General features: G+C 70.8%; 17 protein-coding genes and 1 pseudogene. 8 read left to right on the top strand and 10 right to left on the bottom strand.

The genetic code is table 11. The features are described 5' to 3' along the window. Nucleotides 1-704 precede the first annotated feature (704 nt). Entirely contained in the window at nucleotides 705-1,457 is a 753-nt protein-coding gene (locus AB0946_RS39725) for an SDR family oxidoreductase (RefSeq protein WP_366765606.1), read from the top strand. A 107-nt stretch (nucleotides 1,458-1,564) separates the two neighbouring features. Here AB0946_RS39725 and AB0946_RS39720 read toward each other — a convergent pair whose 3' ends face one another. Continuing rightward, nucleotides 1,565-2,188 (bottom strand): GCN5 family acetyltransferase, encoded by a 624-nt coding sequence (locus AB0946_RS39720; protein WP_366765605.1) that lies wholly within the window; start codon nucleotides 2,186-2,188, stop codon nucleotides 1,565-1,567. A gap of 280 nt (nucleotides 2,189-2,468) precedes the next feature. Here AB0946_RS39720 and AB0946_RS39715 point away from each other — a divergent pair, with 280 nt between their 5' ends. From AB0946_RS39715 to AB0946_RS39700, 4 genes are all read left to right on the top strand, one after another. Then, nucleotides 2,469-3,323: an enoyl-CoA hydratase/isomerase family protein gene (locus AB0946_RS39715; RefSeq protein WP_366765604.1), complete on the top strand. Its 855-nt coding sequence runs from the start codon at nucleotides 2,469-2,471 to the stop codon at nucleotides 3,321-3,323. 162 nt (nucleotides 3,324-3,485) lie between these two features. Beyond that, nucleotides 3,486-4,352: an alpha/beta hydrolase gene (locus AB0946_RS39710; RefSeq protein WP_366765602.1), complete on the top strand. Its 867-nt coding sequence runs from the start codon at nucleotides 3,486-3,488 to the stop codon at nucleotides 4,350-4,352. A 220-nt stretch (nucleotides 4,353-4,572) separates the two neighbouring features. Next, nucleotides 4,573-5,973, top strand: coding sequence for a dihydrolipoyl dehydrogenase (gene lpdA / locus AB0946_RS39705; protein ID WP_366765601.1), 1,401 nt, complete (start codon nucleotides 4,573-4,575; stop codon nucleotides 5,971-5,973). 51 nt (nucleotides 5,974-6,024) lie between these two features. Continuing rightward, a complete protein-coding gene (locus tag AB0946_RS39700) occupies nucleotides 6,025-6,528 on the top strand; it encodes an isochorismatase family protein (RefSeq protein ID WP_366765600.1) in 504 nt (167 codons plus the stop codon). Nucleotides 6,529-6,656: 128 nt separating this feature from the next. On the opposite strand, the gene AB0946_RS39695 is transcribed toward AB0946_RS39700, so the two are convergent. From AB0946_RS39695 to AB0946_RS39685, 3 genes are all read right to left on the bottom strand, one after another. Further along, nucleotides 6,657-7,325 carry a TetR/AcrR family transcriptional regulator gene (locus AB0946_RS39695; protein WP_366765599.1) on the bottom strand — a complete coding sequence of 223 codons (669 nt, stop codon included), beginning with the start codon at nucleotides 7,323-7,325 and terminating at the stop codon, nucleotides 6,657-6,659. 70 nt (nucleotides 7,326-7,395) lie between these two features. Next, nucleotides 7,396-8,478, bottom strand: a complete 1,083-nt coding sequence (locus AB0946_RS39690; RefSeq protein ID WP_366765597.1) for an LLM class flavin-dependent oxidoreductase — start codon at nucleotides 8,476-8,478, stop codon at nucleotides 7,396-7,398. A 29-nt stretch (nucleotides 8,479-8,507) separates the two neighbouring features. Continuing rightward, on the bottom strand, nucleotides 8,508-8,969 hold the full coding sequence (locus AB0946_RS39685; RefSeq protein ID WP_366765596.1) for a hypothetical protein: 462 nt from the start codon (nucleotides 8,967-8,969) through the stop codon (nucleotides 8,508-8,510). Nucleotides 8,970-9,494: 525 nt separating this feature from the next. Between AB0946_RS39685 and AB0946_RS39680 the strand changes: the two are divergent. Further along, nucleotides 9,495-9,830, top strand: a pseudogene (locus tag AB0946_RS39680) (transposase); the annotation flags it as partial. Here AB0946_RS39680 and AB0946_RS39675 read toward each other — a convergent pair. Then, complete coding sequence (locus AB0946_RS39675; protein WP_366765607.1) at nucleotides 9,799-10,665, bottom strand: aminoglycoside phosphotransferase family protein; 867 nt, start codon at nucleotides 10,663-10,665, stop codon at nucleotides 9,799-9,801. The pseudogene AB0946_RS39680 and the gene AB0946_RS39675 overlap by 32 nt on opposite strands. Before the next feature lie 169 nt (nucleotides 10,666-10,834). Further along, a complete protein-coding gene (locus AB0946_RS39670; RefSeq protein WP_366765595.1) occupies nucleotides 10,835-11,434 on the bottom strand; it encodes a TetR/AcrR family transcriptional regulator in 600 nt (199 codons plus the stop codon). A 105-nt stretch (nucleotides 11,435-11,539) separates the two neighbouring features. Here AB0946_RS39670 and AB0946_RS39665 point away from each other — a divergent pair, with 105 nt between their 5' ends. Beyond that, a complete protein-coding gene (locus AB0946_RS39665) occupies nucleotides 11,540-12,490 on the top strand; it encodes a beta-ketoacyl-ACP synthase III (RefSeq protein ID WP_366765594.1) in 951 nt (316 codons plus the stop codon). Between the two features lie 7 nt (nucleotides 12,491-12,497). Here the strand turns inward: AB0946_RS39665 and AB0946_RS39660 are convergent, their stop codons facing one another. Beyond that, nucleotides 12,498-13,238 carry an enoyl-CoA hydratase/isomerase family protein gene (locus AB0946_RS39660; protein WP_366765593.1) on the bottom strand — a complete coding sequence of 247 codons (741 nt, stop codon included), beginning with the start codon at nucleotides 13,236-13,238 and terminating at the stop codon, nucleotides 12,498-12,500. Nucleotides 13,239-13,378: 140 nt separating this feature from the next. Between AB0946_RS39660 and AB0946_RS39655 the strand changes: the two genes are divergently transcribed. Then, nucleotides 13,379-14,050, top strand: coding sequence for an enoyl-CoA hydratase/isomerase family protein (locus AB0946_RS39655; protein ID WP_366765592.1), 672 nt, complete (start codon nucleotides 13,379-13,381; stop codon nucleotides 14,048-14,050). 62 nt (nucleotides 14,051-14,112) lie between these two features. On the opposite strand, the gene AB0946_RS39650 is transcribed toward AB0946_RS39655, so the two are convergent. From AB0946_RS39650 to AB0946_RS39640, 3 genes are all read right to left on the bottom strand, one after another. Further along, nucleotides 14,113-14,397, bottom strand: coding sequence for a hypothetical protein (locus AB0946_RS39650; RefSeq protein ID WP_014669416.1), 285 nt, complete (start codon nucleotides 14,395-14,397; stop codon nucleotides 14,113-14,115). Nucleotides 14,398-14,583: 186 nt separating this feature from the next. Beyond that, the gene (locus AB0946_RS39645; RefSeq protein ID WP_366765591.1) at nucleotides 14,584-15,606 is read right to left on the bottom strand and encodes a zinc-binding alcohol dehydrogenase family protein; all 1,023 of its coding nucleotides are present in this window, start codon (nucleotides 15,604-15,606) and stop codon (nucleotides 14,584-14,586) included. A 178-nt stretch (nucleotides 15,607-15,784) separates the two neighbouring features. Beyond that, nucleotides 15,785-16,504, bottom strand: a complete 720-nt coding sequence (locus AB0946_RS39640; RefSeq protein WP_366765590.1) for a hypothetical protein — start codon at nucleotides 16,502-16,504, stop codon at nucleotides 15,785-15,787. Nucleotides 16,505-16,513 lie beyond the last annotated feature (9 nt).

The raw sequence follows: 16,513 nt of genomic DNA, 5'->3' as shown, positions 1-16,513 counted from the left end.
TCGATGTCGGTGGTGTTCTCCCGGCCGACGGTGATGTAGGGCATGGTGGTGTCCTTTCGGGTGTGGGGGCGGTGCGAGGGTCTCGCACCGCCGGCGACGCACCCACCGTCCCCCGGACACACACCTGCGCGTATCCGTCTAATGACTTACGCCGTGAACTTTTCGGTGTCCCGGGACGCCCTGCCTGCCGGCGAGGGCGGCGGTCCCGGTACGCATCGGGCAGGCGGTCGTCCGGGGCGCCGGCCCCGCGCCGGGTCGGCGGTGTGGCGTCGGCCCGCCTCAAGGCAGCAGTATCGCGCGAACGTCACGCCGATGAGACAGGCACCCGCGGAGCTCACGCGCTCGTCCAGGTGTGCCCCGCCCAGCACCTGGCGGTCTCTCGGACATGCGGCGTACGTATGCCCGGGCCACCCGTGCGGGGGGTGAGCCGGGGTCTCCCGTGATCCCGGCCGTCGGATTGCGGGAACTGGGGACGGCCGCGAGGAAGAGCCGCTGCCGGGTGCGCTTCGCGGGCGGCGCGGTGAACCGGCCGGCGGACGCCACGTCCCGCAGGGTGGAATCCGGCTCGCGTACGTGGACATGAGGGACGGCGCGGGAGTACGGTTGCTAGTGACCAGATGGTCATTAGTGAGTCGGGTGCCGGGCCGTGAGCGGGGCAGAACCCTTTCCCGGTCGCGCGCATCGCGGAGAGGGGAGCGTGCCCGATGAGCCAGACCTCTGAGGAACCGCTGCTGGAAGGCCGTACCGTACTGGTGGCCGGGGCCACCGGCGGAATTGGCGAAGGTGTGACCCGGGCCCTGCTCGGCCAGGGGGCGAGGGTGGTGGCCGCGGGCCGCGACGCCGAGCGGCTGGCCCGCCTCGCCGCATACGTCGGGGAAACCGGTCCCGGCACCCTGGTGACCGAGGTACTGGACGTCGGTGACGCCGACGGTTCAGGTGTGCGGGACCGGCTGGCCGCCCTCGGGGACCTGGACGGGGTCGTGATCACGATCGGCGACTGGGGGAGCCCGGAACGCACGGGCATCCTGGACACGTCGTCAGAGGAGTGGGAGCGGATGATCGCCGCCAACCTGACGAGTCACTTCCACGCGCTGCGGACCCTCACCCCGTTGTTGGGGAAGGACGGGGCCCTGGTGCACCTCAGCGGCTTCAGCGCCGAAATCCCCTATCCGTTCGCCGCGCTCGTCGGCGCCACCAACGCGGCGAAGAAGTCCCTGGTGCGTTCCCTCACCGCCGAGCTGGACGGCTCGGGCCCGAGGGTCTACGAACTCGTCATCGGTCCCATTCGCACCCGTCCGAGGGCGGCCATCGGGGCGGACGACCCCGGCTGGTTCAGTGCCGAGGACCTGGGTGGGCACGCGGCCCGTCTGATCGCCGGTGACGGCCCGTACGCCGAAGCACCGCTCCAGTACCTGATCACCCGCGCGCACGGAGTACGGACCTCGCCGCCCAAGTGACCTCGGCGACCGCCCTGGCGTGCGCGCCACGGCCCTTGCGCCGCCCCGCCCATGACACACCGGGCGTAAGGCCGGGGACGGTGCCGCGGTCGCACCGGCGGACTGCGTCAGGCCGAAGCATGGCCGCATGTGCCGCACACATGCCGGGGCGTGGCCTCCTCGGGCACGGCCAGCACGAAGTGGACGATGTCACTGCCGTCTTCCGTGCCGTCCCGCGTGCCGCCCAGGGCTTCCGCGGGCTCGACGTGTGCGCCGAGCGCAGTGCAGATGGCGGTCATACGGCGGTTGTCACGCGTCGTCACGACCACCGCCTCCCGGACGCCGAAGAACGGCGCCTGGGACAGCGTCCAACACGCCAGCGCCGTGCCGAGCCCCACGTCCTGCCAGCCGTCCTCCACGAGTAAGGCCAGCTCACCGCGGCCTTCGGCACCGTCGTGCACCAGGTGGGTGGTGGCGACGACCACGTCGGGACGGTTCACCGGGCTCGTCACCCAGCTCACACCCTGCCGGGTCAGACGGGCCCACTCGTGCTGCCGCAGGGCGGAACGCCCCGTCTGGTAACGGCTGAAGAGTGTCTGCGGGGAACAGCGGCCGTGCATGGCGTTCACCGCCGCGAGGTCCGCCGCCTCGGCTCGCCGGGTCACGGTCATCCGGCCCGAACGGGTGCGGATCCGGTGGCCCGCGGGTCCGGCCGTACCGGTGGAAGGGGCTGTCAGCGCATCAGGTGTCACGGTGAGGTCCTGTATCGGGCGCAGGGGCAGCGAAGCGTGAGGTCCCGCGTCCGCGCCGGGGTCGACATATGAGGACAGTCCAGCGCGGAAGGGAGCTGCCCGCTTCCGTCGAACGACTGCCGGCGGGCGAGGAATGACTGACACCTCGGACGGTGCAGTGAGGGATGTGTGCCCTATCGGGCACCGTTGGCGTCCGGCACCGCGCCCGGCACGCCGACGGCCGTAATGTCATGGTCAGTCGACCGGTCTTCTGCGACAGGGCCGGTGTGCCATTTCTCGCGTGCACTCTACGAACCGGGACTTCTCCATGTCGAACACCGCGATCTCCTCCACGCATGCCCCTGTGCGTGCCGAACAGCAGAGCCCTGGATACTGGAGGGTCACCTTCGACAATCCTCCCCTGAACCTCTACGAGCCCGAGGTGGAGTCCGCTCTCGGGAAGATCGTCGACCGGCTGGAGGCGGACGACGACGTCAAGGTGGTCGTCTTCGACAGCGCCGTTCCCGACTTCTTCATGGCACACCTGAACCTGGGCAGAGTCGCGGAGTTCGGGGAGGGCATGCCGGCCTGGTTCGACATCATCGGCCGCCTCGGCAACGCCCCCTTCATCACGGTGGGTTCCCTGCGGGGCCGTGCGCGTGGCATCGGCAACGAGTTCCTGACCACGCTCGACGTGCGGTTCGCCAGCCGGGAGAAGGCCGTGCTCGGCCAGCTGGAGATCGGTACGGGGATCATTCCCGGCTGCGGCGGCATCCAGCGCCTGGTGCAGCTCACCGGGCGGTCCCGGGCCCTGGAGATCATCACCTCCGGTGAGGACTACGACGCCGACACGGCCGCGCTGTACGGCTGGGTCAACCGTGCCGTCCCCGACGCCGAACTGGACGCGGTCGTCGACCGGTTCGCGCGGCGGATCGCCTCCTTCGACACCGACGCCCTCCGAGCGGTCAAGGAGATCGTCAACGAGGAGGCCCCGCTGCACAGCCCCGACGATCTGGCGGCCACCCACCAGCGCTTCGCCGGGCTGCTCGCCCGGGACTTCGTCCAGCAGCGCCTGCAACTGTCGGCGAAGGCGAGCCCCGAGGCCATCTACGACCTGGAACTGAACATGGGCGAGCGCCTCGGTCCCCGCGGCTAGCCCGGACAGCTTCGCCGCTATGCCGTAGGACCGCATGTCGGCGGGCCACATACCCGCGGGCCACGTACCCAAGGTGCGTACGCAGCGCCCTGCGAACCAACGGGCCCGCGCGGTCCCGCCCGACCTCCCCAGTCCGCCCACCCGTGCTGAAAGGCGCTCACCATGGCCACCGAATCCACCCACAGCCAGATCACGACGCCCAACCTCCATGTCGAGGCCGCCGACGGTGTCACCTACCGCTACCGCCGCTTCGGCCGCCCCAACGCGAGCGGTCTGCCGGTGGTCTGCCTGGTGCACTTCCGCGCCAACCTCGACAACTGGGATCCCGAACTCGTCGACGCTCTCGCCTCCGAGAGGGAGGTCATCCTGGTGGATCTCGCCGGGGTCGGCGGTTCCACCGGGACCACTCCGAACACCGTCGAGGAGATGGCGCACAACGCGATCGCCTTCCTGGACGCCATCGAACTGCGCCGCTTCGACCTGCTCGGCTTCTCCCTCGGCGGCTTCATCGCGCAGGAGATCACCCTCTTCCGCCCGTGGCAGGTACGCCGGCTGGTCCTGGCCGGTACGGCGCCCCGGGGCGGCCGGGACATCCACCAGTACACGGCGGGCGTCATTCGTGAGGCGGCCTTCGACGACGCCCCCTCCGCCGCGAACCTGCTCACCCTCTTCTTCGAGAAGAGCGCGTCCAGCCAGGCCAAGGGCGTGGAGTTCCTCAAGCGGCTGGGCCTGCGCACCGCCGAGCGGGACACCGCGACCGACCTGGCCGTCCGTGACGCGCAGTTGACCGCCATCTCCGCGTGGGGTGTGCGGGACGACTCGCGTTTGCAGCGTCTGGAGTCCATCCAGCAGCCGGTCCTGGTGGCCAACGGCGACAACGACGAGATGGTCCCCACCAAGAACACCTACCTGCTGGCCGAACACCTGCCCAACGCGAAGCTGAGCATCTACCCGGACGCCGGTCACGGGTTCCTCTTCCAGTACCCGGCCGAGTTCGCCGCAGAGGTGAACGCCTTCCTCGGCCGCTGACGGCCCTCGCCCAGCGGGCGATCCGGGCCTGTCACGCGGCCCACGCCCGCCTGGGCGACCCATCCGTACCGCACACGTCCAGAATCGGGAACACCCCCATGCGCAGCCAGCCCCACGTCCACCCCCGCGGCGGCGCCGCCGCCCGTCACGGCGAGCACACGACATCCTTCGAGGTCACCCCCGTGCCGTCGGCCGTATCGAGCCGGAGGGCCGGCTGACCATGGGCGCACACTACGACGTCGTCGTCCTGGGGGCCGGTCCGGGCGGATACACGGCCGCTGTCCGGTCGGCCCAACTGGGTCTGCGTACCGCGGTCGTCGAGGAGCGCTACTGGGGCGGGGTGTGCCTGAACGTGGGCTGCATCCCGGCCAAGGCGCTGCTGCGCAACGCCGAACTCGCGCACATCTTCACCCGCGAGGCCAAGACCTTCGGCATCGAGGTCGACGGCCGGGTGCGGTTCGACTACGGCGAGGCGTTCCGGCGCAGCCGGAAGGTCGCCGACGGCCGCGCCAAGGGCGTCAACTTCCTGATGCGGAAGAACAAGATCACGCAGTACGACGGGCGCGGTCACTTCACCGACGCGCACACCCTGAGGGTGACGAGCGCCGACGGCAGCGCGGAGACGGTCACCTTCGACCACTGCGTCATCGCCACCGGCGCCACCGCGAAGCTGCTGCCCGGCACCCGGCTGAGCGAGCGCGTGGTGACCTTCGAGGAGCAGATCCTCGCCGAGGAGCTGCCGGACAGCGTGATCATCGCGGGCGCCGGCGCGATCGGCGTCGAGTTCGCGTACGTGCTGCACAACTACGGCGTCCGCGTGACCATCGTGGAGTTCGCGGACCGCCCGGTCCCGCTGGAGGACGAGGAGATCTCCGCCGAGCTGGCACGGTGGTACCGGCGGCTCGGCATCGAGGTGCTCACCTCCACGCGGGTGGACGCCATCGCGGAGGAGGCCGGCAGGGTACGGGTCACCGTCACCCGCGGCGGGCAGCGGCAGGTCCTGGAAGCCGACAAGGTGCTCCAGGCCCTCGGTTTCCAGCCGAACGTGACCGGCTACGGCCTGGAGAACACGGGGGTACGGCTCACCGAACGGGGCGCCATCGACGTGGACGGCCGGCTGCGCACCAACGTCCCCCACATCTTCGCGATCGGTGACGTCACGGCCAGGCTGATGCTGGCGCACGCCGCCGAGTCGATGGGCATCGTGGCGGCGGAGACCATCGGCGGGGCGGAGACGATGGAACTCGACTACGTCATGATCCCGCGCGTCACGTTCTGCAAGCCCCAGATCGCGAGCTTCGGGTGGACGGAGGCGCAGGCGCGGGAGCGCGGCTTCGACGTGCGGGTGGCGAAGTTCCCGTTCACCGCCAACGGCAAGGCACAGGGCCTCGGAGACCCCGCGGGCTTCGTGAAGATCATCAGCGATGGCACGCACGGCGAGCTGCTGGGCGCGCACCTCATCGGCGGGGAAGTGGCCGAACTGCTGCCGGAGCTGACGCTGGCCCAGCAGTGGGACCTGACCGTCCACGAGGTCGCCCGCAACGTGCACGCGCACCCCACGCTCGGCGAGTCGGTCAAGGAGGCCGTCCACGGCCTGGCCGGCCACATGATCAACATGTGAGGCCGCGACCGGCCGGGGTGGACCCGCCCCGTCGCTCTCGCGAAGACCGCGGTGATCTACGATCTGCCTCTCGTGGTGACCAACGGCGCCGACACCGATCCCTCGGGGCCGCTGTTCGACCGGCTCAAGCAGGTGCTGGGCGACAGGGAAGTCGTCGTGAGGCGAGGCAACTTCGACGCCTTCGCCACCGAGCGCTTCGCCGACGCCGTGGCCGCGACCGGGCGCCGCAAGCTGCTGCTGTCGGGTCTGATGACGGAAGGGTGTGTGCTGCAGACCGCCATGTCGGGGCTGGATCGGGGGTACGACGTCCATGTCGTGGTCGACGCCGTCGCCGGTGAGACCCGGGAGATCCACGACGCGGCCGTCCAGCGTCTGGTGCAGGTCGGAGCAGTGCCGGTGACGTGGCTGTCCGTGGCGTCCGAGCTCCAGGGCACCTATGAGAACCTGGCGACCGTCGAAGGGTTCACGGGGCTCATGGCGGAACACTCGCCCACCCTCGGCATGTATCTCCAGCACTACAGCACCCTCCAGTCCGGCGGCGCCGTGGCCGCGTGAGGCAGCCGGCAACGTCGCCGGCCGCCGGCCAGGACGGTTCCTGGCCGGCGGCCGGCCGGCCGTCGGCGGTGCCGCGGTCACCATGCCGGCTACGTGCCGAGTGGTGGCATCCGTGCCGAGCGGTGGCGTCAGCGGCGGGAAGTCGGGGGCACGGGTGGGTCGAGGGTGCGCAGCAGGCTACGGGCGGGCGGCCCCGGTGGCAGCGGTTCGTCGTCCGTCATGGCGCAGGCGCGCAGGACGAACGCGACCAGCCGGCGGGACGCCTTCTCCGCGTTGGACCCGCTGCCCATGACGACGCCGGCGTTGGCGAGCAGCAGCAGCGGAAGATCGTGCGGGGAGAAGTCGGGGCGCAGGACCCCGGCCTCCTTGGCACGCCGGACCAGACGGGTGAATCCGCGCATCGCACGGCGCCGGTGGGCTTCGAGTTCCGCCGAGGTCGGGAACGTCGTGTTCAGTACGACGGCCAGTCCCTGGTCCTCGCACTGGAGAGCGGCGACGTGCTCGACGTACCCGCGGAAGCCCGCCCAGGGATCGGGCTCTTCCAGGGCCCGGTCCACGGCGTCGGCGTATGCGCGGACCCGGGGCGTGAAGACCGCGGCGACGAGTTCCTCGCGCCCGGCGAAGTTGCGTTGCAGGGTGGCGATGCCCACTCCGGCACGCCGCGCGATCTCGTTGAGCGAGACGTCCAGGCCGCGCGTCGTGTACAGCTCGGCCGCGGCTGCGAGGATCTTGGCACGGTTGGCCTGTGCGTCGGCGCGGCGCTGCCGGAGTGGTGAGGTGTTGTCGGTGGGTGGCACGGTCCGACAGCTTACGGTTGTCCGCCAGGTGGGGAACGGGTCCGGTCCGCCCGGTCCCCGTGCACGGCCGTCATCCTCGTGCCGCACCGGGCTGTGACCGGGCTGCCGGAACCGCGAGCCGGCGCAGTGCGGGCGCGACCGTGGTGGCCAGTTGCCCGACGGACGAGGCGACCGCGTCGCCGGGCAGGCCGCCCCAGTCCACGAGGGCCTGGAGACGGTCGAAACGGACCGCCTCATAGAGGGCGGTCGCCTTCTCGGTGATGCTTTCGGGTGTGCCGATCAGGAGGTGCCCGGCCGGGCCCACGCCCGCCCGGAACTGTTCCGGTGAGACGGTGAAGCCGCTTCCCCCGGGACGCTTGGGCCGCAGGAAGTCCCGGTAGTACGGGTAGGTGTCGAGGGCGGTGGCGGTGTCGTCGGCACTGAAGAAGTGCACCCCCACGCCGAGGCGCAGCCGGTGGCCGTGCCCTTCCGCCTCGCCCGCCGCCCGGTAGACGGCGGCGAGGTGGGCCAGGCGCTCCAGGGGGCCGCCGATGTACCCGAGCATCATGGGCAGCCCGAGTCGTCCGGCGCGCTCGGCGCTGGCGGGAGTTCCCCCGACTCCGATCCACACCGGCAGGGGGTCCTGCCGTGCCCGGGGCACGACGGCGGCCTCGGTCAGCGGGGACCGGAACCGTCCGTGCCAGGTCACCCGCGGTTCACCGCGGACGCGCAGCAGGAGTCCCAGCTTCTCCGCGAAGGCCTGGTCGTAATGGCTCAGGGGCACGCCGAACAGTTCGAACGGCTCCGGGTGCGCGCTGCGCCCCACGGTGATCTCCGCACGGCCCGAGCTGACGAGGTCGAGCGTGGCGAAGTCCTCGTACAGCCGCACGGGGTCGAGTGCGCTGAGGGTGCTCACCGAACTGGTGAGCCTGATGCGGGAGGTCCGGGCGGCGACGGCGGCCAGCACCACGGCCGGTGAGGAGACGGCGAAGTCCTCGCTGTGGTGCTCGCCGACGCCGAAGTGGTCGAGTCCGAGCCGGTCGGCGGTGACGCCGAGGTCGACCAGCCCGCCGTGCCGGTCGCCGGCGGTCACGGAACGGCCGTCGACCGTACGGGGCTGGAAGTCGGCCAGTGACGCGATGCCGACGTCCATCCCCGGGTCCTGCGCGCTCATGCCTCTCCTTCCGGGGCGGTGTCCACGGTTCAGGAGGCGGACGGGGTGAGCCTGGTCGCCGTCTCCTCGTCCACCGGTATCCAGCCCTGGCCGAGGTCGATCTCGCCGATGTGGTGATACGTGTCGGACCCCAGTCGGGTGAAGGTGTCGCGCAGCGGAACGGTCGCACCGTTCATCGTCATGGTGCCCTCGAACACCAGGATGTCGCCCTTCCAGCCCGAGGACCGCTGCCGGGCCCGGCCGCCGTTGCTGTCGAACCAGTCCGCGACGAACTCGTCGGAAGCGGCGTCGAACCCCCACACGTATGTGGCGCGCAGCGGGTTCGGGTTGTCCGCGGTCGGCTGCTCCTCGGTGCTGAGCCGCAGATAGTGCGGGGTGAGTTCGCCGGAACCGGTCACCTTCATCTCGATCGGTTTGCGCGGGCCGAAGGGGGTGGCGTGGAACTGCCCCGGCGCGTCCCAGACGCCCAGGAAGAAAGCGAGTTCGTCCATCCGCGAGCCACTCATGGCTGTCTGCCTCTCTCAGGGGCCCGGGCGGCCGTCCGCCGTCCCGGTGCCGGTCAGCATAACCATAAGTGGTGTGGGTGCACCACTTAGCGGGATGGTGCGAATGAGATACCCGCCGTGGACGGCCGCTGCCGGCAGGTGCGAGCGTGTGTGCCACGCAGGCGTCCGCGACCATGCGCGCCTTCAGTCAGGACACACTCGGTGATCTTGAGGTCCTCAAACCCGTGAACGTATCCCGCCCCGCTCCAGGTCTGGGGCGGATCCTTGTGCGCGTGCACGCCGCGCGTGGGAGCCCGGTCGCGTCGGCATGCTGCCGTCCCCGCACGGCCTGGGCTCCTGCGCCGAGTACGCGGTGGCCCCGGCCCATCGGTGGGGTTCCGGAGGAGACGGCCCGGGTGGCGCGGGCCGCGTTCCCGGGGGGCAGCCTGGCGATACGCATCCGTGACGAGCTGGGCGAGCTGTTCTCGGACGCGGACTTCGTCGGGCCCGAGTAGGGGAAAGCGAGGGCTCGACCACTCGGTTCTCAAGGCACGAGCCCGGGAAGACACCCAGGGCTGGAAAGAGCAGTACGCAGACCGGGCCGGTGTCGAAGGCGCGATCTCTCGGGGCGTCCGATGCTTCGGCCTGCGACGATGTCGCCATCACGGCCTGGCCGAAGGCCGGCTACAGCACCAGCTCACCGCGACAGCGTCGAACTCGCACCGCCTCAACGCCTGGTGGGCCGGCATCCCACGAGCCCGCACACGCCAATCTCACCTGGCAGCCCTCGGCCCTCCGAGCAGAACTCGGCGGATGAGCCGAAGCCCGATGGCTGTCACTGCCGAAGACCGTCCAGCCGCCTGGTAACTGTGTCGAGTGTCGGCCAAGGAGGACCCTCTCGCAGCAAGCGCAGGAGTTCCTCTCCGAATCGCCTCCCGTTCGGAAACTGGTCGCCAAGCTCCCAACGCCACGCGGCGACCATCGCGATAACGAGCTGGCGACACGCGTCCAGCAGCCCTTGGTCAACGCTTGGATAGCGCTCGCAGACCGCCTCGGGAACATGGGCGAGATCGAACTCGACGGGTCCACGGCAGCACGTCTCAAGGTCGATGAACAACGGGCCGTGCGTCGTGCTGAGCACATTGCCTGGATGCGGCTCGCCGTGGAGCAACTGCTCCACGGCGCCGCGGTCGTCGATCGCTCGCCGCAGGCTTGCGAGCCTGCCGCTGAGGAACCCGCGGTCCGCGTCGGCGAGCTCCGGCGAGCGATCCGGGTCGGCGACGACTGCTTCCGCCTGCGTGATCCGGTCCGTGAACCTCGGGCTCGGCACGTCGACCTTGCGCATGCCGGCGTGCAGCCGCTCCAGCGCCTTGGCGTAGTCGACTGGTGAGGTGTGAGGTGTCACGGGCTCGTAGTAGGTCCACAGCGTCACCGCGAAGCCATCGCGCGTGTACACACGCGGGTCCGTCCGAGGCTCCAAGGGACACACCGGGCATCCGGCTTCGGCGAGCCTCTGAGCGAGCTCGACTTCGAACTGTGCAACCTCTTGTCCCACAGGGGCGACACGGGCAAAGACGTCGCATGGCCTCAGCCGCAGTGCCAGCTTGTTCGAGTTGTGGAGAACGATTGCGTCGTTGGCTGGCAGGTCGAGCGATGCAGCGATCGAAGTCGCAGTCGCGATCGCACGCGTGACGTCGGTCATCTCCACCCTCGCATCTTGGCATAGATGGCGTGACGGCTATCGTGCCTCGGCTCAGCGGACCGGATTCGCCAACGGTGTCGCCGGTCCGGCGGGGGCGCGCGGCGGGCGTGGGAGAGGGGTCTCTCGGCAGGGGATCGGCGGCGGAGGGGCCGCCGCGGGGCCCTCTTGGTCAGGAGCCGAGGAGCCGCCGGAGTGCGCGGCGGGCGCGGGCGGGCGCGGCCTCGTCGTGCTGGAGCTGCAAGAAGTGGTTGAGGGCCAGCATGACGCCCATCAGCTCGTACACCAACTGGTCCGGATCGGTGTCCGAGGGCAGGTCCCCCGCGGTGACCGCGCGCCGGACGTGCACACGCAGATCGCGCTGCCACAGCGCGTTCAGCGCGGTGACGGCGTCGTGGACCGGTCCGCTGCGGCCGTCGAACTCCGCCGCCGCCGCCGTGAAGAAGCAGCCACCGGGCAGGGATCGCCGTTCCAGGTACGACACCCACGCCTCGCACACCGCGCGCAGGTACGGCAACCCCGGCCGCATGTCCCCTGCGCGGCGCGGCACCTCCTCGGTGAACGAGGTCGCGGCGGCGTCGACGACGGCGAGTTGGAGACTCACCTTGGTGCCGAAGTGCCCGAGGACGCCAGCCTTGCTCATGCCCAGTTCGCTCGCGAGCCGGCCGATGGTCAGCCCCTCCAGTCCCTCGACGGAAGCGATGGCCAGACTGCGCTCGACGATGCGCTGCCGGGTGTGCCGGGTCTCGGCGACGGACTTGCGGGGGCTCATGACCGCCCATCGTAGCCGTACCGCCATTTAGCTTCCGACCGATCGGTTGCTATATTCCACCCGGTCCGCCGGACCCACCGCGCAGCCCGTACGAGGGAGAGCCTCTTGCCCGCATCCCGTGTCGTCGCCCTGGGGCACCACCAGCCGTCCCGAGTGCTGACCAACACCGATATGGAACGCCTCGTCGACACGAGCGATGCCTGGATACGGCAGCGCACCGGGATCGTCACCCGCCGGATCGCGGCCGAGGACGAGTCCGTCACCGACATGGCGGCTGCGGCGGCGGGCAAGGCGCTCGTCGCCTCCGGGCTCGACGCCGCCGAGATCGGCATGGTCACGGTCGCGACCTGCTCGGCCATCGACCGCAGCCCGTCCATCGCCGCGCAGGTCGCCGCCCGCCTGGACATCCCGTCGCCCGTCTGCTTCGACCTCAACAACGCCTGCGCGGGCTTCTGCACGGCCCTCGCCTGCGCCGATCACGCGATCCGGGCCGGCGCCGCCCGGCACGCCCTCGTCATCGGCGCCGAGAAGATGTCGGACCTCATGGACTGGACCGACCGCAGCACCTGCATCCTGCTGGGTGACGGTGCCGGCGCCGCCGTGGTCAGCCGGACGGACCAGGCCGGCGGGGGCATCGGCCCGGTCGCCTGGGGGTCCGATCCGGCGCGAGGCGACGCGGTGCGGCTGGTGGACTCCTGGCAGCCCCGGTTCGCCCAGGAAGGCCAGACCGTCTTCCGCTGGGCCACCAGCGAGTTGCCCGCACTCGCCCGGGAAGCGTGCGAGCGAGCCGGGATCGCCACCACCGACCTCGCCGGCGTGGTCACCCACCAGGCCAACCTGCGGATCATCGAGTCGCTGGCCCGGCAGCTCGGCCTGCGCGACGACGTCGTGCTCGCCCGCGACGTCGTCGATTCCGGCAACACCTCCGCCGCGTCCGTCCCGCTCGCGTTGTCGAAGCTGGTCGAACGCGGCGAACTGCCGCCCGGCGCACCGGTTCTGCTCTTCGCCTTCGGGGGCGGTCTGTCCTGGGCGGGGCAGGTCGTCACCGCACCCTGAGCGCCGGCTAGGACCCGGACGTGAGCGCGTCGTTGCCCGCGGTGAGTTCTCCGAAGAGGCGCCGCTCCGTCGTGATCGCCTCGCCGAACGCAAGGCGCGAACCGGCCACGACGGAGTGCTTCGCCGCGTGCAGCGCGGGCCCCGGGTTCCCGGCGATGGACCCGGCCCAGCCCAACGCCTCCTGCGGGAAGTCGGTGCCCGTCAGGACGGTGTTCACCCACCCGACCCTCAGCGCCTCCTCGGCGAAGACCAGCCGTCCCGTGAGGATCGCCTCGGCCGCGCGGCCGGGGCCGATCAGCCGGGGCAGCCGGACACTTCCCCCACCACCCGGGATGATGCCGACGGCCACTTCCGGCTGCTGGAAGCGGGAGCGCGGGGAGGCGACCCGCAGGGTGCACGCCAGGGCGATCTCGTTGCCCCCGCCGGAGGCCAGACCGTCGACGGCCGCGATGGTGGGCTGGGGGATCTCCTCCAGCAGGCGCAGCGCACGCGACCACGAGCCAAGTTCCTCCTCGCTCGCCTGTCCCGCACCCGCCCGGGCCAGATCGGACAGCTCGGCGTGGTCGATGAACCTGTCGTCCAGCCCGCTCGTCAGCATGACGACCTTCACCTCGTCGGTACGCCGGCCCAAGTCCTCCAGCAGGGAGCCGAGTTGCACCATGGAAGCGAAGTCCATGAAGTTGCCGGGTTCCCTGGTGAACGTCAGGACGGCCACGGGGCCGAACCGGTCCGAGGTCCATGTGGACATAGCCCGCTCCAAATACGTGTGCGGACCGGCGAGGGTCTGAGCGCCCTGCTCGGTCCTGCCGTTGGTGTCCTGACCAACCCTGTCCGATCGTCCCGGCGCCGCCATCAGTCATGTGACCAGTCATCTCCCAAGGAGCCGACATGCCCGTACTCGACCGGCAGAACGACGTGTTCGTCCTCGACCTCGGTGGCGGCGAGAACCGCGTCGACCGTGACTGGGTCACCGCCGTGGACGCCGCCCTGGAGGAGGTGGAAGAGGCTGAGGGCCCGCGCGCCCTCGTCACCACCGGGACGGGCAGGTTCTACAGCAACGGCCTGGACCTGGACCGGCTGTCCGCCCACGAGGAGGAGCGCCACGAGTTCACCGCGCGCGTCCACGGCCTCTTCGCGCGCCTGCTCTGCCTGCCGGTGATCACCGTGGCCGCCGTACAGGGACACGCCTTCGGTGCCGGAGCGATCTTCTCCCTCGCGCACGACTTCCGCGTGATGCGCGCCGACCGCGGTTACTGGTGCCTGCCCGAAGCGGACATGGGCATGGCGTTCCCCCGTGGCATGGCCGCCCTGGTCCAGGCCCGTCTGTCCCCGCGGATCGCCCGAGAGGCCATGCTCACCAGCCGCCGGTACGGCGGTGCGGAGGCCGAAGCCGCTCACATCGCAGACCGCGCGGTCGCCGAGGACGCCGTGCGCGGCACAGCGCTGGAGATCGCCGCGGCGCACGCGGCCAAGGCCGGTGACGCCCTCGGTACCACCAAGGCTCGTATGTTCACCGGAGTCCTGGCCGCGCTCCGGGACGTGGGCACCGCGCAGGGCTGAGCCGGCCCACAGGCGCCCACGATGCCGGGCCGGGGCGTGCCTGACGCCTCAGCCCGTCCCGGTCAGGAGGCGTGGACGGGGGTGGGAGACGCCTTGACCAGTCCGGCCCGCTGCCAGTCGGTCACCTGCTTCCGGAGGAGCCGGCCGACCGCCGAGACATCGGCGTTCCAGGCGCTCCCGAGCACCGCGGCGGCGGCCCGGACGTTCCCACCGTGCTGCCGCAGGGCGATCCACATGGCGCTGGCCTCGGGCGCGTAGAAGTGGGGAGCGCCCTGGGGCGACAGCAACGTGAGCGCCCCGTCCTCTGCGATGCCCGCCGTCACCCCAGCTTCGATCACGATGTTCACGTCGTCACGAGTCCCTTTCCGGCGGCGCTTGCGGAAAGCACGCCCCATGTGTCCGAAGCCGCTTCGCTCACGTTCCCCCATATGACCTCATGACACCCGGGTCCGCCGTGGACGAGGCACCAACGTGCAACTCTCCTGCCCGAACCGTCAGCACCGGGGCCCGAGGCGCCCCGTCCTCCGGCTGTTTCAGAAGCCGGTGAGGGTGATCTTGCCGATGGCCGTGCCGGATTCCATGATGCCGTGGGCCTCCCGCAGGTTCGCCGCGTTGACGGGGCCCAGGTCTCTGGTCGCGGTGCTGACCATGACGCCGGCGTCCACCAGGCGCGCCACCTGGGTGAGGATCTTGCCCTGCCGGTCCATGTCCGCCGTCCGGAACAGGGAACGGGTGAACATGAACTCCCAGTGGAAGCCGATGCTCTTCGGCATCAGCAGGCCGATGGGCAGGTCCTCGACGTCGTCGATCGCGACGATCTGCCCGAACGGGTTGAGGGCCTCGGCGTAGGCGGCCAGGTTGCGGTGGGTCCCGGCGGTGCTGAAGACGTGGTCGATGCCGTTCGGGGCCACCTCGGCGAGCTGCGGCAGCAGTGCCTGGTGATGGTCCACGATGTGGTGGGCGCCCATGCGGCGGGCGAAGTCGACCGTCTCCGGGCGGGACGCCGTCCCGATCACCGTCAGGTCGGTGAGCGCGCGGGCCAGTTGGCTGACGACGGCTCCGACACCGCCGCCGGCCGCCGTCACCAGCAGTGAGCCCGTCTCGTCGATCAGGTCGTGGTGCAGCCCGATCCGCTCGAACAGGCCCTCCCAGGCGGTGAGCGAGGTCAGGGGCAGCGACGCCGCCTCGCTGAAGGTCAGCGTCGTCGGCTTCAGGGCGACGAGACGCTCGTCGACCGCGTGGTACTCGGAGTTGGCGCCCGGCCGGTCGAGCGCTCCGGCGTAGAAGACCTCGTCGCCGGGCCGGAAGTTCTCCACCTGGGAACCGGTCGCGACGACCGTGCCGGCGGCGTCCCAGCCCAGCACCCGCTCACGGCCCTTCGGGTCCTGGTTCTTGCGGACCTTGTGGTCGACCGGGTTGACGGCGACGGCCTCGACCTGGACGAGCAGGTCCCGGGGGCCGGGTTCGGGCACGGGCAGCTTGACGTCGAGGAGGCTCTCGTCGTCGGTCACCGGCAGGGACGCGCGGTAGGCGACGGCGCGCATGGTGGTGGTCATGTCGCAGGGTTCTCCTGGTCGGACGGGTCGTGATGAGGACGGGGCCGCTCGGGCGGCCGGACGGCTGTGCGGTCTCGGGGGCTGTGCCCTCGGTACCCGGTGAGGCCGCCGTGCACCGGTCCGCCGCGGTGGCGCCCGTCTCGGCCGGGGCCACCGCGGCGCGGGTGCGCCGTGCGGGTCAGGACACCGCGACGTTTTCGAGCCGGACCGAGACGACGAGCGGCTCGGGGATCTTGTGGCCCTCGTCGTCGCGGCTGTAGATCATCCGTGTGGTGGGGATGACCAGGCCGGAGACTTCCTGGTGGCCGGAGACGTAGTGCGCGGCGGGGGTGTTGCCGGCGATCTCCACGCTGTAGTCGCGCCGGCGGATCAGACCCTGCGCGTCGACGTACACGGTCTGCTCGGTGCTGAGGGTGGCGATGCTGTCGGGGAAGGTGATGTGCAGGCGCCGGAACTTCTCCCCGTCCTCCGTCCACGGACCGATCTCCTCCGTCCGCACGCCGGGGTAGGTGAGCGAGAGCGGCTCGGCGAGGTACGTCCACATGGCGCTGCCGGAGAAGTAGGCGAGCTGGAGCCTCGTCCACGGCGTCATCAGGTCGTGGCCCGCGAAGGAGGCGCGGGGATCGGTCAGTTCCTCGATCACGTTGCCGTCCGAGTCCTCCACCGCCACGCGGTCGGCGGAGAACGCCGTGTGGTGGTCGGGGTGGAAGAACGGCTTCTGGGTGACGTACTCGCGGCGCAGGTCGACGGTGACGTCGACGTCGTTGAGGGCGCCGGGGTGGCCCTTCATGCCCCACAGGGCGCCGCCGAAGAACTGGCGGGCGGTGATCCGGCTGGCCTCTTCCCAGCGGGAGCGCCCGCCGTAGGCGTCGAAGATGGTGCTGAGCAGGTCGGACATGGTGTTCTC

It is taken from the genome of Streptomyces sp. NPDC046870, from assembly GCF_040704595.1.
Taxonomy (GTDB): Bacteria; Actinomycetota; Actinomycetes; order Streptomycetales; family Streptomycetaceae; genus Streptomyces; species Streptomyces argyrophylli.
Note: the sequence above shows the minus strand (reverse complement) of the source record. Positions and strands in the feature narration are given on the sequence as shown.